At 38.0% G+C, this 23,085-nt stretch carries 19 protein-coding genes, 1 other RNA gene and 1 other annotated feature; of the genes, 18 read left to right on the top strand and 2 right to left on the bottom strand.

Annotated features, from left to right (window positions below; genetic code table 11):
• Nucleotides 1–290: 290 nt before the first annotated feature.
• Nucleotides 291–737 carry a MarR family winged helix-turn-helix transcriptional regulator gene (locus ABE34_RS24770; RefSeq protein WP_197145035.1) on the bottom strand — a complete coding sequence of 149 codons (447 nt, stop codon included), beginning with the start codon at nucleotides 735–737 and terminating at the stop codon, nucleotides 291–293.
• A gap of 249 nt (nucleotides 738–986) precedes the next feature.
• Between ABE34_RS24770 and ABE34_RS24765 the strand changes: the two genes are divergently transcribed.
• The 6 genes from ABE34_RS24765 to ABE34_RS24740 all read left to right on the top strand — a co-directional run bounded on the left by ABE34_RS24765 (nucleotide 987) and on the right by ABE34_RS24740 (nucleotide 8,197).
• Complete coding sequence (locus ABE34_RS24765) at nucleotides 987–2,243, top strand: MFS transporter (RefSeq protein ID WP_197145034.1); 1,257 nt, start codon at nucleotides 987–989, stop codon at nucleotides 2,241–2,243.
• 706 nt (nucleotides 2,244–2,949) lie between these two features.
• The gene (locus tag ABE34_RS24760) at nucleotides 2,950–4,041 is read left to right on the top strand and encodes a carbohydrate kinase (RefSeq protein WP_197145033.1); all 1,092 of its coding nucleotides are present in this window, start codon (nucleotides 2,950–2,952) and stop codon (nucleotides 4,039–4,041) included.
• A 4-nt stretch (nucleotides 4,042–4,045) separates the two neighbouring features.
• Nucleotides 4,046–4,960, top strand: a complete 915-nt coding sequence (locus ABE34_RS24755) for a pseudouridine-5'-phosphate glycosidase (RefSeq protein ID WP_197145032.1) — start codon at nucleotides 4,046–4,048, stop codon at nucleotides 4,958–4,960.
• Nucleotides 4,961–5,170: 210 nt separating this feature from the next.
• Nucleotides 5,171–7,366 (top strand): RelA/SpoT family protein, encoded by a 2,196-nt coding sequence (locus ABE34_RS24750; protein ID WP_197145031.1) that lies wholly within the window; start codon nucleotides 5,171–5,173, stop codon nucleotides 7,364–7,366.
• A 101-nt stretch (nucleotides 7,367–7,467) separates the two neighbouring features.
• Nucleotides 7,468–7,908, top strand: coding sequence for a D-aminoacyl-tRNA deacylase (gene dtd, locus ABE34_RS24745; RefSeq protein ID WP_197145030.1), 441 nt, complete (start codon nucleotides 7,468–7,470; stop codon nucleotides 7,906–7,908).
• A 70-nt stretch (nucleotides 7,909–7,978) separates the two neighbouring features.
• Nucleotides 7,979–8,197 (top strand): DUF2642 domain-containing protein, encoded by a 219-nt coding sequence (locus ABE34_RS24740; RefSeq protein ID WP_206700762.1) that lies wholly within the window; start codon nucleotides 7,979–7,981, stop codon nucleotides 8,195–8,197.
• Between the two features lie 314 nt (nucleotides 8,198–8,511).
• Here ABE34_RS24740 and ABE34_RS24735 read toward each other — a convergent pair whose 3' ends face one another.
• Nucleotides 8,512–10,095, bottom strand: a complete 1,584-nt coding sequence (locus ABE34_RS24735) for an SH3 domain-containing protein (RefSeq protein ID WP_197145029.1) — start codon at nucleotides 10,093–10,095, stop codon at nucleotides 8,512–8,514.
• A gap of 163 nt (nucleotides 10,096–10,258) precedes the next feature.
• Nucleotides 10,259–10,500: a binding site (T-box leader), on the top strand.
• 116 nt (nucleotides 10,501–10,616) lie between these two features.
• Between ABE34_RS24735 and hisS the strand changes: the two genes are divergently transcribed.
• The 12 genes from hisS (at nucleotide 10,617) to ABE34_RS24675 (ending at nucleotide 22,761) form a co-directional block, all read left to right on the top strand.
• A complete protein-coding gene (hisS, locus tag ABE34_RS24730) occupies nucleotides 10,617–11,882 on the top strand; it encodes a histidine--tRNA ligase (protein WP_197145028.1) in 1,266 nt (421 codons plus the stop codon).
• Nucleotides 11,883–12,212: 330 nt separating this feature from the next.
• The gene (gene aspS, locus ABE34_RS24725) at nucleotides 12,213–13,982 is read left to right on the top strand and encodes an aspartate--tRNA ligase (RefSeq protein WP_197145027.1); all 1,770 of its coding nucleotides are present in this window, start codon (nucleotides 12,213–12,215) and stop codon (nucleotides 13,980–13,982) included.
• 139 nt (nucleotides 13,983–14,121) lie between these two features.
• Nucleotides 14,122–14,321, top strand: a non-coding RNA gene (ssrS, locus tag ABE34_RS24720) — 6S RNA.
• A 699-nt stretch (nucleotides 14,322–15,020) separates the two neighbouring features.
• Entirely contained in the window at nucleotides 15,021–16,178 is a 1,158-nt protein-coding gene (nagA, locus tag ABE34_RS24715; protein ID WP_197145026.1) for an N-acetylglucosamine-6-phosphate deacetylase, read from the top strand.
• 31 nt (nucleotides 16,179–16,209) lie between these two features.
• Entirely contained in the window at nucleotides 16,210–16,932 is a 723-nt protein-coding gene (locus tag ABE34_RS24710) for a GntR family transcriptional regulator (protein ID WP_197145047.1), read from the top strand.
• Between the two features lie 4 nt (nucleotides 16,933–16,936).
• Nucleotides 16,937–17,656, top strand: coding sequence for a sugar isomerase domain-containing protein (locus ABE34_RS24705; RefSeq protein ID WP_197145048.1), 720 nt, complete (start codon nucleotides 16,937–16,939; stop codon nucleotides 17,654–17,656).
• Nucleotides 17,657–17,673: 17 nt separating this feature from the next.
• Nucleotides 17,674–17,943, top strand: a complete 270-nt coding sequence (locus tag ABE34_RS24700; protein WP_197145025.1) for an HPr family phosphocarrier protein — start codon at nucleotides 17,674–17,676, stop codon at nucleotides 17,941–17,943.
• Nucleotides 17,944–18,054: 111 nt separating this feature from the next.
• The gene (locus ABE34_RS24695; RefSeq protein WP_197145024.1) at nucleotides 18,055–19,230 is read left to right on the top strand and encodes a GNAT family N-acetyltransferase; all 1,176 of its coding nucleotides are present in this window, start codon (nucleotides 18,055–18,057) and stop codon (nucleotides 19,228–19,230) included.
• A 404-nt stretch (nucleotides 19,231–19,634) separates the two neighbouring features.
• Nucleotides 19,635–19,943 (top strand): PTS sugar transporter subunit IIB, encoded by a 309-nt coding sequence (locus tag ABE34_RS24690; RefSeq protein ID WP_197145023.1) that lies wholly within the window; start codon nucleotides 19,635–19,637, stop codon nucleotides 19,941–19,943.
• Between the two features lie 14 nt (nucleotides 19,944–19,957).
• Nucleotides 19,958–20,278: a PTS lactose/cellobiose transporter subunit IIA gene (locus ABE34_RS24685; RefSeq protein ID WP_197145022.1), complete on the top strand. Its 321-nt coding sequence runs from the start codon at nucleotides 19,958–19,960 to the stop codon at nucleotides 20,276–20,278.
• 45 nt (nucleotides 20,279–20,323) lie between these two features.
• Nucleotides 20,324–21,652, top strand: coding sequence for a PTS sugar transporter subunit IIC (locus ABE34_RS24680; RefSeq protein WP_197145021.1), 1,329 nt, complete (start codon nucleotides 20,324–20,326; stop codon nucleotides 21,650–21,652).
• Nucleotides 21,653–21,678: 26 nt separating this feature from the next.
• Entirely contained in the window at nucleotides 21,679–22,761 is a 1,083-nt protein-coding gene (locus ABE34_RS24675) for a DUF871 domain-containing protein (RefSeq protein ID WP_197145020.1), read from the top strand.
• The last annotated feature ends 324 nt before the right edge of the window (nucleotides 22,762–23,085 follow it).

Below are 23,085 nucleotides of genomic sequence, written 5' to 3'. Positions count from 1 at the left end.
ATAATCCAAAAGCAACAATCTTTGAGAAAACAGTCATTTATAAAAAGATTAATTAAGTATTACAAACATTAATGCTTGATGAAATGGGTGATTGTCGTGGAGGCTGAGCGACTCCTCGAGGATCAGACCACAACGTCACAGATGAGACCCCGCAGCGAAGCGGCTCATCGGACACCCCTAGGAAGCTTTATTCTGTCCGAAAGCGATGCGTCAACAACAAAGCGCCCAGTCGGAACGAAAATCACTCCCTCGTTTTGCCGAAGGTAATTAAAAAAACATTTATGTCTTCTTTATTCTTCATCATAAGCTTGAATTATTTTTTGTATAGATTTCAATGTTTCATAAAAATCCTCGTACTTCTCTATGCCAATATCATTGATAATTCTTTTTTGGATATCTTCCCAGATGGGGGCTGCCTCGTTTAATTTTTCAACCCCTTTTTCAGTTAGTGTAATGACCTTCGTTCGAGCATCTTGCGGATCTTTCATTATATCCACATAGCCATTTTGCTTTAACAAGTTAATATTGCGTGTAATAGTTGTTTGATCGAGCAGCAAAATTTCACCTAGTCGACTTATGGAAACGGATTGTTGATGATCGATATTTGCTAACATGGAGTATTGTGTAACTTTTAAGCCAGTGGACAGTAGTAATTTATCATACAATTGTGTCACGACTCTTGTTTTTTTTCGAAGGTTTGCACATACACATATTTGTGTGTAATCTATATTCTTCATTGCTCCGTACTCCTTTTTTGAGTGAGTTCAATATTATAGTAGCCTTATTGATATATTTTGTTAAGCTAGAAAATATTTCTTGACGGTAATTAAAGCCGAACCTAAAATTAAATGTATGTATATACATGTATTTTGAAAAGGTGTTCTCGTAATAAATATATGCATATACATACATAATGGCCGTAAATATAATTATATCTTTCTTATTAATAACTACATCAAAATTTTTCAAGAAATGAAGGTGTTAAGATGAAGCGTATTCATTATAGCTGGATTATTTTAATTATAACCTTTTTCTCCATTATTGTTGCAGGGATTACAATGTCATCATCAGGGGTATTCATAGACTCCTTTGAAAAAGAATTTAATTGGGATCGATCTTTAATTGCTTTAGCATTTGCAGTGAGTCTATTTTTATATGGATTTTCAGGCCCGTTTATGGCGGCATTACTAGAAATAACCGGTTTAAAGAAAATGATGCTAGGTGCGATGGCTACATTATTCATTGGCATGTTGCTTACACTTTTCATGACTCAATCATGGCAGTTAATCATTATATGGGGCGGTATTATTGGTTTAGGAGCAAGTCTTTTTTTAACGGTGTTAAGTCCGTATGTAGCCAATCATTGGTTTGTGAAAAGTAGAGGGTTGGCAGTAGGGATTTTAACGGCGAGTACTGCAACAGGGCAGTTAATTCTCTTACCTTTATTGGCAATTATTATTGAGCATTATTCTTGGCGATGGGCGATTGTATTAATTCTCATATTAAGCATTATTATGTTCATCACTATTTCTATATTTATTAAAAATAAACCTGAGGATATTGGAATTCTTCCTTATGGGATGGAAGAAGAGTTAGAAATACAACACGAGAATCAAAAGAAAAATCCCATTAGTATTGCTTTTAACGGTTTATTTGAGGCTATTAAGAGGAAAGAATTTTGGTTACTAGCGGGAAGCTTTTTTATTTGTGGACTTTCAACTAGCGGGTTGATTGGTACTCATTTCGTTTCTTACTGTATTAGCTTTGGTGTTCCTTTAGTAACCGCTGCATCTTTTCTTTCTTTTATGGGGGTATTTAATCTCGTAGGCACCACATTATCAGGATGGCTGTCTGACCGTTTTGATAATCGATGGTTATTGTTTTGGTATTACCTTTTAAGAGGAGCATCTCTGCTTTTACTTCCATATTCATTAATGCAAGGGTCATTTACTTTACTAACAATCTTTACAATATTTTATGGATTAGATTGGATTGCCACAGTACCTCCAACAATTAGTATTTCTAGACAAATTTTTGGTACAAATAAAAGTGGCATTATTTATGGGTGGATTTTCGCTTCACATCAAGCGGGAGCTGCAGTTGCCGCTTATGGTGGAGGCCTAATCTATAAGTTTTTCAATTCATATACTTGGGCCTTTTTCCTTGCAGGGATGTTCTGTGCATTGGCAAGTTTATTTGTCATCATCGTGAAAAAACAAACACCCCAGCAGGCCAATATTTGAAAAAATCAATTCAAAAAGTTTAACCGATAATATTTATTGGTTCAACTTCACAGTGTTGAAAAACAAAATGACCAAGGGAATCTGTGAGGATGTTGTAGCGTTTTAATAGGATGATTTCCGTTCCAGGAACTTGCCCCCCTTTGGGCGCAATTATCGTAGGTTCTCGAAATTTTATCAGCGATTGGTATTTGGGATAATCGGGCCGTTTCTCCCGCTTTTGTTGCGCTGACCTTACGCATTTGCACATAAAAACCGTTGCTGGAATTTAGTGGTAACGTGATAAACTAGAGTAACATGCCGGAAGATACATACTAAGTGAAATGGCTGATTGGAGTGGTGACTGAGCGACTCCTCAGGGATTAGCGATAGGGGAACGAAGGCTAAGGGCATCACGTCCTGTGATAACGCCCTCGTGACCAACATCGTGTTGGCCCAAGCGACTCATCGGACGCCCCCAGGAAGCTCTGCTCTGCGCGAAAGCGAAGCGTCAGCGGCAAAGCGCTCAGTCGGAACGGAAATCAGACCCTTCTCTATGCCGAAAAGCCATACTTATTTAATACGACACCTTAATTTCATTGAAGCAATAGATATAACAACATGAAGTTGAAGCCAATATTATACCGGCTTCAACTTTTTTGTTAAAAAATTTTTGACATCGTCCAAACAAAAGTTTATAATGTAAACAAATATAATAAAAGGTGATGCTATGAATGAAAGAGAACAGGCGGTCCTTGCTTTAATTCGCCAGAATCCGTTTATGTCTCAGCAAGAGATGGCCGATAAGATGAAGCTATCTCGACCAGTCCTTGCTAATTTAGTGTCGAGCTTAACGAAGCAGGGGAAAATTGTAGGTCGTGCATATATTTTGCCTGAGGAAAATGAAGTTATTTGTATCGGTGGAGCCAATCTCGACCGAAAGTTTCATGTCAAAGGAAATGTCCAATTTGGTACGTCCAATCCTGCTAGCTCTTCATTTAGTGTAGGTGGTGTTGGACGAAACATTGCTGAAAACTTAGGCAGATTAAATCATCAGGTAACATTGCTAACTACCGCTGGCAAAGATGCTGATTGGCAAGTAATCCAAGAAGCGTCAGAGCCATTTATGAATTTACGTTATGTAGAGCAGATACCTGACGCTTCGACGGGTTCCTATACTGCGGTTATGGATGAGCAGGGCGAGCTAGCATTAGCGGTAGCAAACATGGAAGTATATGATCTTTTATTGCCAAGTTTGCTAAAAAAACATGAGGCAATGCTAATGAATGCGGGTTGCTTTATTATGGACTTAAACTGTCCAAAGGAAACAGTGGCTTACATACAGCAGGTTGCGATTGCTCGTGACATTCCATTTGTCATCGTGCCGGTATCTTCGCCAAAAATGAATCGATTACCGGATACGTTGCAAGGTGTAACATGGTTTATTTGTAACACAGATGAAGCAGAGACGATTGTAGGTCATACAATCGAAAACTCTGAACACTACGAAAAGGCTTTACAGCAACTTCTTACATTAGGTGCTGAGCATGTCATTATTACAGCTGGTAGTAAGGGTGTGTATGCCGCTTCTACTACAACGAAGCCAAGTCATTTCTCAGCTAAAGCTATAGAAAAGATTGAAGATGTGACAGGAGCAGGAGATGCCTTTGTCAGTGCAGTAATCCATAGCTGGCTTACTGGCAAATCCTTTGCAACATGTATTGATGCAGGCTTAACAAATGCCAAAAATACACTTGCATCGCCATATACCGTAAGACCTGAGCTATCAGTTGATTTGTTAAACAGTGAAATGGAGGAATAACAACATGAAAGAATTCATCGTATTATCAGAAGAAGTAAAAGCAGGACAAGCGAAAGGTTTACCAATCGTAGCATTAGAATCAACAATTATTTCTCACGGAATGCCATATCCACAAAATGTAAAAACAGCACGAGAAGTAGAACAAATTATTCGTGATAATGGTGCAGTACCTGCAACTATTGCATTAATTGATGGGAAAATCAAAATCGGTTTATCAGATGAAGAACTTGAAATGTTCGGTAATTCACAAGGTGTAGCAAAGGCATCTCGTCGTGACTTAGGCTATCTTTTAGCAACAAAAAAATTAGGAGCGACAACTGTAGCTGCGACAATGATTTGTGCGGAGCTAGCTGATATCGAAATTTTTGTAACTGGCGGTATCGGTGGCGTACACCGTGGTGCTGAAACAACAATGGATATTTCAGCAGACTTAGAAGAGTTAGCACAAACAAATGTTGCTGTAATTTGTGCGGGTGCTAAGTCCATTTTAGATATTGGTTTAACTTTAGAATACCTTGAAACAAAAGGTGTACCAGTCGTTGGATACGGTACAGATGAACTTCCAGCATTCTACACACGTCAAAGCGGTTTTGATGTAAACTTCAAGATTGATACGCCAGAGGAAGTGGCAGAGATGCTACGTGCAAAATGGCAATTAGGCTTAAAAGGTGGAGCAGTCATTGCAAACCCAATTCCAGAGTCTGAAGCACTTGAACATTCATTCATTACAGAAATCATTGAAAAAGCTCTAGTAGAAGCAGAAGAAAACGGAATTCAAGGTAAAAATGTGACACCATTCTTACTTGGAAAAGTGAAAGAATTAACAGAAGGTAAAAGCCTTGATGCCAATATTGCATTAGTAAAAAATAATGCAGTAGTTGGGTCGAAAATTGCAGTAGCTTATAATAAATTAAGCTAATTAACTTTTAACGAGAAAAGAGACTCTTTGCGAAATATAGAATTCGCAAAGGGTCTTTTTATTCATTTGTGGGGATATTTTTCCAATTTTCACATTGTTCACGAGAATAACTAAACAAAATGACACAGTTACTTTACAATAGCCCATTAAATTTTATACAATTAAGTTTATATCTAATCTGAAAAATTTGACGAGCAAGGTGGACATGTTATGGCGAAAGAGCAAATTTTGACTCCCGAGGACGTTTTTGAGTTAGTCAAATCCTACATGAATGATGAAAATGTCGCATTCGTGAAAAAAGCATATGAATTAGCAAGGGATGCCCATATTGAGCAATTCCGAAGCTCAGGTGAACCGTATATTATTCACCCAGTGCAAGTAGCTGGTATTTTAGCTGAATTACAAATGGATCCAGAAACAGTTGCGGCTGGTTTTTTACATGATGTTGTCGAGGATACGGATTTTACGCGCGACGACTTAGTACGTGAATTCGGCGAAGAAGTTGCAATACTTGTTGACGGTGTAACAAAGCTTGGGAAAATTAAATATTTATCTAAAGAAGCGCAACAAGCAGAAAATCATCGAAAAATGTTTGTAGCGATGGCGCAGGATATTCGTGTCATTTTAATTAAATTGGCAGACCGCCTACATAATATGCGCACATTAAAGCATTTACCTGCAGAAAAACAACGCCGTATTTCTAAAGAAACACTTGAAATTTTTGCACCACTTGCGCATCGTCTTGGGATTTCGACTGTTAAATGGGAGCTTGAGGATACAGCACTTCGTTATTTAAACCCCCAACAATATTATCGCATTGTCAGTCTTATGAAGAAAAAACGTGATGAGCGTGAAGCATATTTAGACAATGTCATGACTGAAATGAAGTCACAGCTTACAGATGTTGAAATTGAAGCGGATATTTATGGTCGCCCAAAACATATTTACAGTATTTATCGTAAAATGGTGTTACAAAAGAAACAATTCAACGAGATTTATGATTTATTAGCCATTCGTGTACTTGTCGATAGTATTAAAGATTGCTATGCCGTACTTGGGATTGTGCATACATTATGGAAGCCGATGCCTGGCCGTTTTAAAGATTATATTGCGATGCCAAAACAAAACCTATACCAATCATTGCATACGACAGTAATTGGTCCTTATGGTGATCCATTAGAAGTACAAATTCGTACGAAGGAAATGCATAAAATTGCAGAGTACGGGATTGCAGCGCATTGGGCATATAAAGAAGGTAAAAAAGTTGATAATGAAAAACAAAATGTTGACCAAAAATTAACATGGTTCCGAGAAATTTTAGAATTCCAAAACGAATCATCGAATGCTGAAGAATTTATGGAATCTTTAAAATTTGATTTATTCTCTGATATGGTCTATGTATTCACACCTGAAGGAGATGTCATTGAATTACCGGCAGGCTCTGTACCTATCGACTTCGCATATCGTGTGCATTCAGAAGTCGGAAATCGTACAATTGGCGCGAAAATCAATGGTAAAATGGTGCCGCTTGATACACCGTTGAAAACGGGAGATATTATTGAAATTTTAACTTCAAAGCAATCATTTGGTCCGAGTCGTGATTGGCTGAAAATAGCCCAATCCTCACAGGCCAAAAATAAAATAAAGCAGTTTTTCAAACGTCATCTTCGTGAGGAAAATATCATCAAGGGCAAAGAGATGATAGAAAAGGAAATCCGTGCACAAGGTTTTGACGTGAAAGAAACAATGTCAGCGGAAAATTTGAAGCGTGTATGCGAAAAATTTAACTATACAAATGAAGAAGATTTATATGCTGCTGTCGGCGTGAATGGTATTACAGCTCAGCAAGTTGCTAATCGTCTAGCGGAGAAGCGCCGTAAAGAGCGTGAACAAGAAGAAGCTCTTGAGAAAATTGAACAAAAAATGAAAAACCCTATTCCTCAAAAACGAACGGAATCGGGTGTTATCGTAAAAGATATAGACAATATGCTTATTCGACTTTCTCGTTGTTGTACGCCAGTTCCTGGAGATGAAATTGTAGGCTTCATTACAAAAGGTAGAGGTGTTTCAGTACACCGTGCAGACTGCCCAAATATCCAAGTAGAAGATGAGCAGGAGCGTTTAATAGAAGTAGAGTGGGAACATGGACTTACTCCAGAGAGAAAAGAATACCCTGTCGATATTGAAGTTTCAGCTTTCGATCGACCAGGCATTTTAAATGAAATCATGCAAATTGTTAGCGAAACGAAAACGAATATTTTAGCAGTAAGTGGTCGTGCAGATCGCGATAAAATGGCAACGATTCATTTAACGATTTCGATTTCAAATATTTCGCATTTGCATAAAGTAGTGGAACGTATTAAGCAAACACCTGATATATATTCAGTACAACGCGTTATTAACTAATTGATTTCTTTATTAAATGAATAGTTGGGCAGTAGCAACTTTGTTATGTACCGAAAGTTAATACTTCTGGTGCATATAATGAGGAATTGAGGTTTAAAAAAATGAAAGTAGTTTTACAACGTAGTAAAGCAGCATCTGTTACGGTTGACGGAAAAGTAACGGGAGCTATTGATAGTGGCTATGTTCTTCTAGTGGGAATTACACACGAAGACACGCAAGAAAATGTTGAATATTTAGCAAAAAAAGTAGCTAATCTTCGCCTATGGGAAGATATTGATGGAAAAATGAATCATTCCATTTTAGAGCATGGAGGGGCTATTTTGTCCGTCTCACAATTTACGTTGTATGGGGATGCAAAAAAGGGGAATCGTCCAAGTTTTACAAATGCAGCAAGACCAGAAGTTGCGGAACCGTTATGGGAGGCTTTTAATAATGCCCTACGCGAACACGGTTTACATGTAGAAACAGGAATATTTGGTGCAATGATGGACGTTGCACTTACAAATAATGGCCCAATTACGATACTTCTTGAGTCTAAATAAATGGTACATTTCCTATAATTCCTTCATACATTTAATAGTATGGTTAGTTTTGTAGGAGGGAAGTGTGTTAATGGTGACTCAGGGAGAACGCATATCAAATCCATATTTATACGAAACACTAAACATGATGATTGGTCATGCAATAGTAGTGCAAACAGTGAAAAATATCCATCAAGGAAAATTAATCTCTGTATTACCTGACAATATCGTTGTAGAGATTAGTCGGACTCCATTGTTCATTCGTATGAAGGAAATTGTGTGGGTTACGTTGGCAAAAAGGAAAAAATGAGCTCATAGGTCTCTATACTCAGAAAATATGAGTTGGAGGCCCCTTTTGTTTTAGTGTGTAATTAGTAGTTAGTGAATATCGATATATCATTTACAATACAGTGCCAAAACACCGTATTATTAGCTGATTTCAGTTCCATCAGCATATTTACACTTCTAAAAAGAAAACGTCATATTTGTTTGATAATCAAAAATAAGCTGCAAAGGAATGATAACTCTAGATTCCTTTGCAGCTTATTTATATTGCCTAATGGACAGTGATTTTTTCGTACCGAAAGCTATACGTCATGCAGTCCCAATAATTCAAGTTTCACTTTATTGATTTTCGTTAAAGTAATCTAAAACGCCTTGGTAGATGCCGAGAGTAGCTTGTTCCCGGTATTTAGCGGTTGTAATAACACGTTCCTCACTACCATTACTTAAGTAGCCCAGCTCAATAAGGGCAGCTTTTTGACGATTTTCTCGTAGAACTAAATAATTTCCTTGTTGGGTACCACGATTTTTTAAATCGATTTTATTTGAGAGTCCATTATTTATTGCCTCTGCAAGACCTTGTTGATTACTATTCATATAATATGAGGTGAAACCATTAATGGAGCTATCGTCAGTTGCATCATAATGTAAACTGATAAAAGCATCTGCCTCATATTGGTGTGCAATTGATACGCGTTTGCGGAGGTCAACATATTCATCTGATTCTCTTGTCATGACAACATTTGCTCCAGCAGCACTCAATTTTGAAGCAAGAAGAGATGCAGTTTTTAACGTAATTTCTTTTTCGTCGGTTCCACGTTGTCCAGTAGTACCGTGATCATTCCCACCATGTCCAGCATCTACAATAATCGTTAACCCATTTAAAGTACCTTTCTTGCGTGGTTTCGATTTTTCCTTTTTTGTAGGAGTAGTAGCTTTACTCGACGAAGAAGTCGTAACGACCCAGTTCGCTACAAAAGCAGTCTTATCATCTATTTGTATTTCATAAAAATCATTTTTAGTGCCTACAATAGGGTAGGTTTCACCAGCGTCTACGCGTTCAACCACATCAGCAACTGTTGATGCATCCGTCCGTAAGTTTGTCCCATTATATATGACTGTGACAGATTCAAGCTCTGAGGAAGCAGAAGAAGATTTTGATGCCTTACTTTTTATATTTGAAAAAGTACCATAAAAGCTATAAACCCAACCTGTTTTTTTATTGTTATATTGAATTTGTACCCAGTTATGTTCTTGAGCTAGTACCTTAAAGGCTTGTCCATTTGAAACAGTTCCTATTTTGCTAGCATTTAAGTCTGGCTTTTGGCGCACATTAAGAGCATCCACTAAAACTGTAAATGTTGTATCTTTGTTGACTTTTTTTGTGGATACTTCGACTTTAGGTTCATCAGCCTCAGCTTTTACCTTTTTTTCAGGTAGATCATTGATCGTCACATAGTCAGTGGATACCCAACCAACTAGCCCATTCCAATCTATTTTCGCCCACTCGCCATTTTTTTCAATAAGGTTAGCTTGGTCGCCTGTTGATAATTGTCCAAGAACTGTTGAAGATATGTCAGGCTCAGTACGGATATTTAGACGATCGACTTGTGAAATTAACGTTTGATTAGCTACTTGCTTATCGTCTATCGAAGCGGTTAGCCAGGATGCTACCCAACCTTCGTACTTGCCTGCTTTTACTTGTATCCAATCGCCCTCACGACCAATAGAGGTTAAAGGGTCACCCTCATCTAATGTCGTAATAATTGGATAAGACAGTCCAGGTCCCTCACGTAAATGAAGAATCATTCCAGTTACTTTTAAATCACTGGAGTCGGCTAGTGCTCTTTGAACAGAGTGACTTGGAAAAGCAAACGTTAGCACTAGTACGAAGATGATTAGAATATGTAAAAGTTTTGTCCTCATCAGATTCCTCCTATTCTTGTTCTATTTTACCATGCTTTTGTAATAGAATTCGTGGGAAAAAGGTAACGGAATTTGTTATTTTAACGAATGTAATGTAAAAAAAACAAAAACAGTTGACATTGCCTTTTGATGTGACTAACATAAAGGGTAATCAAAAAATGATTAACCGCTTATGACCAAGCAAGTAGCGTATACCTCTATTGGAGAAGAGAGGGAAAGACCTAGGCTGAAATCTTTCCTACAAAAATGTATAACGTGAATAACACTTGAGAGGCTTTTTTCTGAAAAGTAGTGCTTAGTAGGAAAAAACGGAATCGGCCGTTATCCGATCAGGAGGAGGACGCATGTATTTGATGCGTCAACTAGGGTGGAACCGCGGAAGCTTGTACAGCTCTCGTCCCTTGCATTACGCAAGGAGGCGAGGGCTTTTTTATTGGATAAATTTTAAGGAATTCATACTTAAAATGATAAAAGTCCAGAAGACAGCTTGCTCATAAGCAATTTACAAAGGAGGTATTTCTATGAGTTTTAAAGTGCCACGAGGGACGCAAGATATTTTGCCTGGTCAATCTGAAAAATGGCAAAAGGTAGAAGCGGTTATCCGTGATATTTGCCGTGTCTATCGTTACAACGAAATTCGCACACCAATTTTTGAACAAACAGATTTATTTGCACGTGGTGTCGGTGAAACAACAGATGTTGTTCAAAAGGAAATGTATACATTTGAAGATCGCGGTGGCCGTTCATTAACATTACGTCCGGAAAATACAGCTGGAGTAGTTCGTTCTTATGTTGAGCATAAAATGTTTGGTGCACCTGATCAACCAGTAAAGCTTTCATATTTAGGACCTATGTTCCGCTATGAACGTCAACAAGCAGGGCGCTACCGTCAATTTGTTCAATTTGGAGTAGAAGCCATTGGTTCAGCGGATCCAGCTATCGATGCGGAAGTAATCGCGCTAGCAATGGATGTCTATGGTTCAGCTGGTTTAAAAGATTTAAAATTAGTCATTAATTCACTTGGCGACAAAGATACACGTGATTCACACCGTACAGCACTGCTACAACACTTCGAACCACATATTCATGAGTTTTGTTCGGATTGCCAAAATCGTTTGCAAAAAAATCCACTACGAATTTTGGACTGTAAGGTAGACCGTGAGCACCCATTAATGAAATCTGCACCAGCATTAACTGATTTCCTAACAGAAGAATCAGCAGCATATTTCGCACAAGTTAAAACGTATTTAGATACGCTGGGAATTTCATATGAGGTTGATCCAAACCTTGTAAGGGGTCTTGATTATTACAATCATACGACTTTTGAAATTATGTCAACAGCTTCTGGCTTTGGATCGATTACTACACTTTGTGGTGGTGGGCGCTACAATGGCCTTGTACAAGAAATTGGTGGACCAGATGTACCAGGTATCGGGTTCGCATTAAGTATTGAACGCTTGTTGTTAGCACTTGAAGCTGAAGGTGTTGAATTAGACACAGCATCAGGACTTGATGTCTATATGATCGCTATGGGCGAAGATGCGAAGCTAAAGACAGTAGAATTAACAAGTACCTTCCGTGCAAAAGGCATTTCTGCTGAGATGGATTATTTAGATCGCAAAATGAAAGCTCAAATGAAATCTGCAGACCGTTTAGGTGCAAAATATACGATTGTTTTAGGTGAAACAGAGCTTGAAGAGCAAGTAGCTACTGTTAAGCATATGGAATCAGGAGAACAACAAAAAGTAGCGTTCTCAGAATTAGTGAATTACCTTTTAAAACAATAAACGAACACAAGCTGTTAAAACATAAATCATTTTTATCATTACAGGATTAACTGTCCAAATGATTCAAATATCTACGTCGTTTTGGACAGTTAATTCATTTAACAATGAACAGATACTAATTTTCCATAGCATCAATTCTCTATTTAGTAGGAAGTGTATGCTACATATTTAAAATAAACGGTCCATCATCAAAAGTTAGGGATGACATATTGTAAAAACATATGTCAAGTGGATAAGTGAAACTGGACGCCTCCATTAAAGCGCCAGTCTGAACGAAATCAACTTTAAGTAATGGTGATGAGCCAAATAAATTTTGGAGGAATTAAATAAATGGCAACAAGAACACATGCTAGTAACGAGCTTTCAGAAGCATTACAAGGTGAAAAAGTCGTATTAAAAGGTTGGGTACAACGTCGTCGTGACCTAGGTGGTTTAATTTTCATTGATTTACGTGACCGTACTGGAATCACACAGGTAGTGTTTAGCCCTGACGTAGCAGAAGCACATGCTTTAGCTGATAAAGTACGTAGTGAATATGTAATTGAAGTAGAAGGAACAGTGATCCTTCGTTCAGAAGACCAAATCAACCCAAATGTACCAAACGGTAAAATTGAAGTAGAAGCAACAAAATTAATCGTCATTAATACAGCAAAAACAACACCATTCCAAATTGAAGATCGCACAGACGTATCCGAAGATCTACGTTTAAAATATCGTTATCTTGACCTACGTCGTCCGGTTATGTTTGATACATTCAAAATGCGTTCTGACGTTACGCGTACAATTCGAAACTTCTTACAAAACGAAGGCTTCTTAGAAGTAGAGACGCCAATTTTAACAAAATCATCTCCAGAAGGGGCTCGTGACTATTTAGTACCATCACGTGTTCATGAAGGTGAATTTTATGCATTACCACAATCACCACAGCTATTTAAGCAATTATTAATGGTATCAGGTTTTGAAAAATACTTCCAAATCGCACGTTGTTTCCGTGATGAAGACTTACGTGCTGACCGTCAACCAGAGTTTACACAAGTTGACATTGAAACAAGCTTTTTAACGCAAGAAGAAATTATTGAAATGAACGAACGCTTAATCCAAGCAGTTATGAAAGAAGTAAAAGGAATTGATATCCCTGCTCCATTCCAACGCATGAAATATCAAGAAGCAATGGATCGTTACGGTTCTGATAAACCTGACGTACGTTTTGGTTTAGAGCTTGTTGATTTAAATGACATTTTTGATGGCTGTGATTTCAAAGTATTTGCTGATACAGTGGCACAAGGCAAACAAGTAAAGAGTATTAACATTAAAGGTGCAGCAGATAAATACTCTCGTAAAGACATGGACGAGTTAACAAAATTTGTTGGTATTTACGGAGCGAAAGGTCTTGCTTGGTTAAAAGTAACTGAAGAAGGCTTAAACGGACCGATTGCAAAATTCTTTGACGATGCATTAGCAGCTGCTTTAATCGAACGTATGAAAGCGGAAGTGGGCGATATTTTAGTATTTGTAGCTGATCAAGCGTCTGTTGTAGCAGCTTCATTAGGTGCTCTTCGTACGAAATTAGGTCAAGAACTGGGCTTAATAGATGAATCACAATTTGCGTTCCTATGGATTACAGATTGGCCATTATTAGAGTACTCTGAAGAAGATGGTCGCTATAAAGCAGCACACCATCCATTCACACGTCCATTTGACGAAGATATTCAATTAATGGAAACAGATCCTTCTGCAGTCCGCGCACAAGCATACGATATCGTATTAAACGGTTATGAGCTTGGTGGAGGTTCATTACGTATTTATGAGCGTGAATTACAAGAAAAAATGTTTAATTTACTTGGTTTCACAGAAGAAGAAGCAAGAGCTCAATTTGGCTACTTATTAGAAGCATTTGAATATGGTGTACCACCACATGGAGGTCTTGCATTTGGTCTTGACCGCTTCGTAATGCTACTTGCTGGCCGCACTAACTTACGTGACACAATTGCATTCCCGAAAACGGCAAGTGCTAGCTGCTTAATGACAAACGCACCTAGTGAAGTGTCTCCTGATCAATTGAGCGAGTTAAGCTTAGCCATTAAACCATTTAGAAAATAATTTGTACTTCTAAATACCTGGATTTCCTAGCGAAATTTGTTAGGAATCTAGGTATTTTTTGCGTTTTCGCAAGAATACAGATTTTTTTAAAGAAAATAGTTTGAATTATCAGAAATATAATGTTATTATAACTGTAATACGAATCCTGATGTGTTTGTCTAATTGCTATCTCTACTTAACAGTTTTGACCGAACACTATAGAATCGGGAGCCTTCATTTTGTAGTCGCAAACAAGCCCCATGCGGAGCGGGACGTTTAAAGCTGCAAAGCGGGCACCCCCCTGCGAAATGCGGGTTCAAAACGAATGTTTCTTGGCATAACGGCACAATCGGGATTCGTCATACATAATGATTAAGCAAAAAAAGGAGCGTTATTAATGCTCCTTTTTTTAATGCAATTAATAAGTTGTTCAAAAAGGCAACTGCTACAAGCGCTAAAAAAATTAGAGGAGGACTTGCGATGACCCTTGGCTTAAAAAAAGAATGAAGTGAAAATTGTACCATATGATAGTGAATGGAAAAATGAATTTATGAGAGTTTGTTCCGAGATTTTATACGAATATCCAATCTGATCGTATTCAATATATTGGTAGAACCTCGATTGATTTGTACGATCGATTTGTTCAATTAATGAAAGAAAAATTGAATGATATTTAAAAAACATATAATTTGTGTATAAGCTGATTGGAGTGGAGGATGGGCGACTCCTCGGGGATCAGCGATATAGAGGAACGAAGGCTAAAAGCATCACGTCCTGAGATAACGCCTTCGTGACCAACATCCTGTTGCCCCAAGCGGCTCATCGGACGCCCCCAGGAAGCTTTGCTCTGTGCGAAAGCGAAGCGGCAGCAACAAAGCGCCCGGCCGGAACGGAAATCAACTCCACGCTATGATGATTAAAGCTGAAAGTTTAGAAAATACAAAAAACACTTTTTATTTTGGAGGTAATGGCATATAATTGGTATAGACAACTATACCGAATTAAGTAATAGCTTGTTAACTTCACCAAGCTCCTCAAAGATGTTAAGGGGGTGATCTATTGAAGAATACGCTTTTAATTTCCAATGTTACGATCGTCAATCATGATGAAGCGCCGTTTAAAGGAGACATTCATATTGATGATGGTAAGATAATTAAAATAAGTCATAACTTATCTGATAAGGCTGAGCAGTATATAGATGGTAAAGATAATAATTGGTTCCTGTTACCTGGCTATATTGATATGCACATACATGGCTCTGCCGGGCATGACGTGATGGATGCTACGCAATTAGCACTGCATCAAATGGCACGCTCTTTAGTACAGGAAGGCGTGACAGGCTTCCTTGCTACTACAATGACGCAATCTATTGAAGCAATTGAAAGCGCTTTAGCGAATGTTGGTCAATTTGAAAATAATGAGGATGAAGCAAGCTTATTAGGTATACATGTAGAGGGACCATATATATCAAAAAAACGGGCAGGCGCACAACCAATCGAATACATTATTTTACCGTCTACCGAGCAATTTGCATACTGGCATAAAGTAAGTAAGCAACGCATTAAACAAGTTACCTTTGCCCCTGAGGTAGAAGGAGGCTTTCCGTTTATTGAATCGTTAAAGGATTTAAATGTTATCGCTTCAATTGGCCATTCTGACGCATCCATGGAAGAGGTGGATCGGGCAGTAGTATTGGGCGTAAGGCAGGCTACACATTTATATAATCAAATGCGCCCTTTCCATCATCGCAATCCAGGTGTCGTTGGTGCAGTACTTTTAGATGATCTAGTAAAGACTGAAATTATTGCAGATTTCGTGCATAGTCATCCTCAAGCTATTAAGCTAGCGTATCGTATAAAAGGCGCAAAGGGTATTATCTTAATTACCGATGCGATACGGGCAAAAGGCTTACATCACGGTGATTATGATTTAGGTGGTCAAACCGTTCATGTTTCTATGGATGGCGCTCATTTATCTAATGGGGCTTTGGCTGGTAGTGTGCTAACGATGGAGCAAGCAGTAAAAAATATGCAAGCAATCACCAATTGCTCATTGCAAGAAATTGTCGCAATGTCCTCTACGAATGCTGCTAAGCAATTACAACTTGCAACGAAAGGTCATATTGCAGAAGGCTATGATGCAGATTTTGTATTACTAGATGAAAATTTAAATGTACAAAAAACTATTTGTCGGGGTAAAGTTGTATTTGAGAAATGAAAGTAAAGAGGCGATAAGGATGGTACAAAGTTTGTTAGATAAAAATTCTCATATACCTATTTATATACAAATAGAAGAGATCATTAAACAACGTATTTATTTAGAAGAATACAAAATCGGTGAAAATATACCTTCTGAGCGAGAGCTTTCTACGCAGTTTGATGTTAGTAGAATGACTGTGCGTCAATCTATCACAAATTTAGTCAATAGCGGATTGCTGTATCGTGAAAAAGGCAGAGGTACGTATGTCGCTAATCCAAAATTAGAACAACCGTTAAAAGGATTAACAAGTTTCACAGAGGATATGCGGGCTAGAGGGATGGAACCAAGCAGTAAAGTTTTACGCTTTGAGAAAATCGTACCACCAGTTGATATTGCTAGAGATCTCATGTTAGAGGCTGGTGAAGAGGTATTCTTCGTTGTACGTATTCGTAGTGCTGATTCCAAGCCAATGGCCATCGAAAGAACGTATATTCCAGTAAAAATATATCCTGAATTAGATGAAAAGAAAATAATGGGGTCATTATATGCGTTAATTGAAGCAAAGTTCCATCAAAAAATTGGAAACGCTATTCAGCAAATGGAAGCAGCTATTGTTCTAAAAGAAGATAGTAAATTTTTGCAAATTAATCATACGGCACCGGTGTTAATTATTAAACGTACAAGTTATTTATCTGATGGAGTTCCGTTTGAGCTTGTGCGAAGTACTTACCGAGCTGATCGATACAAATTCATTAGTGAAATTAAAAGGTGATTCTATGGATGCATATTTTCTAGAAATTCAAAAGATAATGCAGGTCGTCAAAGAGCAAGAATATCCCAAAATAAAAGAAGCCGCACAATTAATTGTACAAAGGCTTCAACGCGGAGGAATCGTCCAATTATTTGGTTGTGGCCATTCGCATCTTTTAGCGCAGGACGCATTTTATCGCGCGGGAGGGCTTGTACCTGTACGTCCTATAATTATTGAACCTTTAACATTACATGCAGGAGCAATGACATCATCAAAAAATGAAAAGGACCCGACGATCATTGAACAGTATAAAGATCAGTTTGATTTTCATGACAATGATGTTTGCATTGTTATTTCAACCTCTGGGAGAAATCAAGCACCTATAGATGTAGCATTTTTAGCGAAAGAAGCGGGAGTACTTGTCATGTCTCTGCAATCGCTTACTTATTGCGAACAAACGACACGTCATCAGAGTGGGAAGCGCTTAGAGGATGTTGTAGATAAAGTGATCAATACGCATATACCAATAGGGGATGGTTTACTGCATCACAATGATATACAGTATGCTCCATCCTCTACAGTTATAGGTTCAATTATATTAAATATATTATTTAGTGAAGTCATTGAGATCATAGCTATATCTGACGAAGTATTACCCGTTTTTAAAAGCAATAATGTTGACTCGGATTCGTCTCATAATGAGGCTATGATTGCCTATTATCATCATCGAATTAAATTTAAATAACAAGCGGAGGGATATTTATGAAGAAAACATATAAAATAACAGCGCCGGAGGGACTACATGCTAGACCCGCAGCTTTACTTGTAACAGCAGTAACACCATTTGAGTGTGATGTTCAATTAACCTATAAAGAGAAATCAGTCAATTTAAAATCAATTATGGGTGTTATGGCACAAGGAGTAGCACCCGGAAGCATTGTAGAAATTTCAGCAGATGGGCCTGATGCTGAGAAACTTTTTCAAACAGTAACAGAATTAATTGTTTCTAAAGGAATTGGAGAAGAATACTAAACATCAAAGGCATTATTGTCTCTCAAGGGCAAACTATAAAGATTCAAGGTAGTTTTTTAGTGTAACTTTAATTGCGAGAATATTTAGTGTGGAAAGGGGGGGCTTTTTTCTATGGAAATAAAAATAATCCCACCAAAAGATTATTTACAGGTACATCAATTAAGAGATTATTGTTTTCCTAATAAGTATACTGGTGCGCGTCGGGATGATTTTCATTATTGGGTTGAGCATAGCACAACATTAGGGGCTTACGATGAACATAAAGTAGTTGGACAGCTCTTAATATTGCCACTTAATATGACAATTCATGGTGAAAATTATGATATGGGCGGAATTGGCTTTGTTGCAACCTATCCTGAGTATCGGCAGCAGGGGATTATCAAAAAGCTTATGACAGAGGCACTGAAGAAGATGCGAGAGAATGGGCAAAGCATTTCTGTGTTAGCACCATTTTCTGTATCCTTTTATCGTTATTTTGGATGGGAATTATTTTTTGAGAAGCTACATTATACGATTCCACAATCGATGTTTCCTGCTTTTGGAAAACAAGTGGACGTTGTAAAACGTATGAGCCTTGAATGGCCAGAGCGTGATCTTTTTCAGGTGATTAAGGGTTTTCATAATGCACAAGCACTTTTCAATAATGGAAGTATGCTTCGAGATGACGCGTGGTGGAAAAGAATAGAGAGAAGGATGCCTGAGAGTCATTTCGCGGCATATTTTAACGATGATAAAATTGCAGGTTATATTCGTTATAAAATTAAGGATGAGACGTTTGAGATTCATGATTTTATTGCTGATGATTTACTAGCAGAGCAAGCGATATGGCGTTTTATAACGTCGCATGCGGCGAGTGTAAGTAACATTAAAGGGGTTACTTCTAACAACCATCAATTTGGCTTCTATTTTAAAGAACCGCAGTTTAAAAAGGAAGTCGTTCAAGATGTGATGGTAAGGATCGTTGACGCTTTGAGGTTTATGCAACATTATCCGTGGGGTGATATTCAGGAGCCGCTATATATTCAAATTGAAGATACGTTTTGTAGTTGGAATGAACACGTATTTCAAATAAATAAAAGTGGAGATGTCTCGATAATTGAGACTAATTCTATCCCAGAAATGCATATGTTAACATTACCAATTAATCTTTTTTCAGCGATGATGGTTGGCTATTTAACTGTAAAGGATGCGGTTATGTATGCAAATAAACATTTGACTGAAGACATTATTGGTCGTTGGCAGCTTGCATTACCCTCTAATAAACCAGCATTTTATGAGTACTTTTAAGAAAAGCGTTCATGAATGAATAACTATCGGACAATTTGTTCTGAAAATTTAAATTTTTTAAACTTTTTTCTGGACTATACCACTTAAATGAATCCATTCAGTTGTCTGGAACAACGATATAGCCCAGTTTTCAAAACTATTTCTTGAGGAAAAAAATAGTGTAAAAAGGATATTGTGGTATATACCAATAGGTGCTATTCTCAACTTAAGAAAGCGATTTCATACGTCTTTCAGCAAATGTCCAAACATTCGCGGAAAGACGTAGGTCTCTGGCTGATGTCACGGAATCGGAAAGGGTTCTTTGTGCTAGCACAAAGCAGATTCCGGACGCAATTATGCCAAGGCATAATTGATAAATATAATCGCTAGAAAGACGAACTTAAATCACGAAGAGGAGTGTTTAGATGAAAAACATTATGCTAGTGTGTGTAGCGGGAATGAGTACTAGTTTGCTAGTGTCAAAAATGCAGAAAGCAGCGCAAGAACAAAATATTGAGGCAGATATTTATGCAATTGCTGAAAGTGAGGTCGACAAAGTATTAGCTACTAAAATGGCGGACGTGCTGCTACTAGGTCCGCAAGTCCGTTACTTAAAAGGAACTTTTGAAACAAAATACAAGGAAAATTTTCCGATTGATGTTATTAACATGATGGATTACGGCATGATGAATGGCGAAAATGTTTTAAATCAGGCGTTAAAGTTGATTGGTTAAGGGGGGCTATGGCAATGGAAGAAACAGTTTTGATGGAATCTATTATGGGACTGATTGTGCACAGTGGTAATACGAAAAGTGAATGTATGGAGGCAATCCAGCTAGCAAAAAAAGGACAGATTCAGGAAGCAAAGGAAAAAATACAGCTAGCCAATGATTCATTGATTGAAGCGCATCATTCTCAGACGGCTTTACTGTCACAAGAGGCAAGGGGAGAAAAAGTAGAAGTGTCAATGCTGTTAATTCATGCGCAAGATCATTTAATGAATGCCATTACGTTTCGTGATCTAGCATCAGAAATGATTGAGTTGTATGAACGAATCAAAGGGGAGTAGCATCAAGCCTTGATGTCACAATAAAAAGTAAAGGGAGTGTGTGAAATGTTCCGTTTTTTAGAAGAAAAATTTGTGCCGGTTGCAGCTAGGGTAGGGAATCAGCGTCATTTAGTTGCCATTCGAGATGGTTTTATTACAATCATGCCATTGACAATTGTTGGATCACTTGCGGTACTTGTTAATAATTTGCCTATCAAATTTTATCAAAACGCACTTGATGCTATTTGGAAACATGAAACTTGGACACAATGGGGAGGCAATATTTGGGGAGCGACATTTGGAATTCTCTCGCTATTATTAGCCTTTACAATTGCTTACAATCTTGCAAAAAGCTACGACAAGGATGGACTATCAGCCGGTGTCATCAGTCTTTCCAGTTATATGACGTTTGGAACTTTTGCTGAAGGTGGATTAACAGGGTTAACTACAGGTACAGGCGGTTTGTTTATAGCCATTATAGTTGCTTTGCTGTCAACGGAAGTATTTTGTAGATTGTCTGGCAACCCTAAGCTATTAATTAAAATGCCGAATGGTGTACCGCCAGCTGTTTCAAAATCATTCGCTGCATTATTGCCTGCAATTATTACAATTGGTTTATTTGCTTTAGTTCGTACAATTATTTCGGCAGGCTTTGATATTCCTGATATTGTCGGTTCATTCTACACAGCAATTCAAGAGCCGTTTATGGGCTTAACAAATACATGGGTTGCGGCTTTAGTTTTAGCATTCATTCCTACGTTTTTATGGACATTAGGTGTTCACGGTGCTAATATTATCGAACCATTTATGCAAACGATCAATTTACCAGCTATTGAAGCGAATGTAAAAGCCATTTCATCTGGGGAAGTAGCGCCATACATCGTAAATAAACCATTCTTTGATGCCTTCATCAATATGGGTGGTTCGGGTACGACAATAGCACTTATAATTGCTATTTTCATTATCGCTAGAAAGAATAAACAATATAATACCGTCGGAAAATTGTCGGCAGCACCAGGCCTTTTCAATATTAATGAACCATTACTTTTCGGTCTTCCAATCGTCTTAAACCCAGTGTTATTTGTACCGTTTATTTTGACACCGATGGTTAACGTAACAATTGCTTTCTTTGCAACAAAGTGGGGCTTTGTGCCGGCAGCTACGGTTTCGCCTCCTTGGACAACGCCACCGATTATTAATGGATTCTTAGCAACTCAATCTTGGCAAGGAGCTGTTCTTAGTATTGTTTTACTGATTATCGCAGTGTGTATTTATTTACCGTTTATTTCGATGGCAAACCGTGTTGCAAAGCAGAATGAACAGCAAGCCGCGGTATCAGAGTCTGAAAACGAACAGCAAGTTACAAAATTAGAAAATCAAAAAGTAGAAGTGTAATTGTGAACTAATGGAGGTATTTGCAATTGAGAAGATTAGGGATTTCACTATATCCTCAGCATAGTACACTAGAAGATATGAAGCGATATGTTCAGCTCGCTCATGATAATGGTTTTGATCGAATATTTACATGCCTAATGTCGTTAAATAACGATCAGGAGCGACAAAAATTACAGCAGATAAACAAATTTGCGCAGCAGCTTGGCTTTGAAATTTCAGCTGATATTGCACCAGCTGTTTTTGAAGATTTAGGCTTAACGTATAAAGATATTGGTTACTTTAAAGAGCATTATCATTTAGCGGCATTGCGCTTAGATATGGGTTTTTCTGGCCAGGAAGAAGCGTTTATGTCCCTCGATGCAAGCAATTTAAAAATAGAGTTAAATATTAGTATCGGTACTAAATATGTAGACAATATATTATCCTATCAACCGAATAAAGATAATATTATTAGCTGTCATAATTTTTATCCTAGACGTTTTACAGGTCTATCACGCCAACATTTTTTACAAACATCTAGGCAGTTTAAAGCTAATCATATTCGAACAGCAGCAATGATCTCATCTCAGCATGCTTTGTTTGGACCTTGGGAAGAAACCGAGCATGGCTTACCAACATTAGAAGAGCATCGTCATTTGCCAATCACTGTGCAAGCGAAGGATTTATGGCACACTGGCTTAATAGATGATTGTATTATCGGCAATATGTATGCTTCTGAGGAAGAATTACGTGCATTAGGCCAATTAAATCGTCATAAGCTAGAGCTGAAGGTTGAACAGTCTGTTGAAACATCAATTTTAGAAGAAGCAATCCTTTTTAAGGAGCCGCATTTTAATCGTGGTGATGTTTCGGAGTACGTGATCCGTAGTACGCAATCTCGTGTTAAGTATAAAAATGGTGACTTCCCTGTACACGATAGCCGCCCATTAATATTGGGGGACGTGACAATCGATAATAATTTAGATGTTCGTTATAAGGGCGAGCTCCAAATTGTTTTAAAGGAAATACCGAATGCTGGGTCAACAAATGTTGTGGCAAGAGTTGTAGAAGAAGAGCAATTTTTATTGGCACATATTCAGCCATGGGCATCATTTGGCTTTACGAAATGATTACAGAAAAAGGGATTAAGCCATGCGTTACTAAGTGCTTAATCCCTTTTTATGGTTCATCACCAAAATTCGAGGGTGACTTTTGTACTATGTAAATAAGTTGATCTTCGTTACGGCTGGGCGACTCCTTGGGGATTAGCGATAGGGGATCGAAGGCTAAAAGCATCACGTCCTGTGATAACGCCTTCGTGACCAACATTCTGTTGCCCCGACGCCCCCAGGAAGCTCTGCTCTGTGCGAAAGCGAAGCGCCAGCAACAACAAATGTTTTCTGTAGCGAAAGCGAAGCATCAGCTACAAAGCGCCCAGATGGAACGGAAATCAA

Origin of the sequence: Lysinibacillus sphaericus, assembly GCF_015844675.1 — a bacterium.
GTDB classification, from domain to species: domain Bacteria; phylum Bacillota; class Bacilli; order Bacillales_A; family Planococcaceae; genus Lysinibacillus; species Lysinibacillus sphaericus_E.
Note: the sequence above shows the minus strand (reverse complement) of the source record. Positions and strands in the feature narration are given on the sequence as shown.

Coding starts and splice junctions, on each gene's coding strand:
- aspS (WP_197145027.1), top strand. CDS start 12,213: ATGGCAACAAGAACACATGCTAGTAACGAGCTTTCAGAAGCATTACAA.
- ABE34_RS24695 (WP_197145024.1), top strand. CDS start 18,055: ATGGAAATAAAAATAATCCCACCAAAAGATTATTTACAGGTACATCAA.
- ABE34_RS24755 (WP_197145032.1), top strand. CDS start 4,046: ATGAAAGAATTCATCGTATTATCAGAAGAAGTAAAAGCAGGACAAGCG.
- ABE34_RS24700 (WP_197145025.1), top strand. CDS start 17,674: ATGAAGAAAACATATAAAATAACAGCGCCGGAGGGACTACATGCTAGA.
- ABE34_RS24760 (WP_197145033.1), top strand. CDS start 2,950: ATGAATGAAAGAGAACAGGCGGTCCTTGCTTTAATTCGCCAGAATCCG.
- ABE34_RS24685 (WP_197145022.1), top strand. CDS start 19,958: ATGGAAGAAACAGTTTTGATGGAATCTATTATGGGACTGATTGTGCAC.
- ABE34_RS24750 (WP_197145031.1), top strand. CDS start 5,171: ATGGCGAAAGAGCAAATTTTGACTCCCGAGGACGTTTTTGAGTTAGTC.
- ABE34_RS24765 (WP_197145034.1), top strand. CDS start 987: ATGAAGCGTATTCATTATAGCTGGATTATTTTAATTATAACCTTTTTC.
- ABE34_RS24705 (WP_197145048.1), top strand. CDS start 16,937: ATGGATGCATATTTTCTAGAAATTCAAAAGATAATGCAGGTCGTCAAA.
- ABE34_RS24690 (WP_197145023.1), top strand. CDS start 19,635: ATGAAAAACATTATGCTAGTGTGTGTAGCGGGAATGAGTACTAGTTTG.
- dtd (WP_197145030.1), top strand. CDS start 7,468: ATGAAAGTAGTTTTACAACGTAGTAAAGCAGCATCTGTTACGGTTGAC.
- ABE34_RS24740 (WP_206700762.1), top strand. CDS start 7,979: ATGGTGACTCAGGGAGAACGCATATCAAATCCATATTTATACGAAACA.
- ABE34_RS24735 (WP_197145029.1), bottom strand. CDS start 10,095: ATGAGGACAAAACTTTTACATATTCTAATCATCTTCGTACTAGTGCTA.
- ABE34_RS24770 (WP_197145035.1), bottom strand. CDS start 737: ATGAAGAATATAGATTACACACAAATATGTGTATGTGCAAACCTTCGA.
- hisS (WP_197145028.1), top strand. CDS start 10,617: ATGAGTTTTAAAGTGCCACGAGGGACGCAAGATATTTTGCCTGGTCAA.
- ABE34_RS24680 (WP_197145021.1), top strand. CDS start 20,324: ATGTTCCGTTTTTTAGAAGAAAAATTTGTGCCGGTTGCAGCTAGGGTA.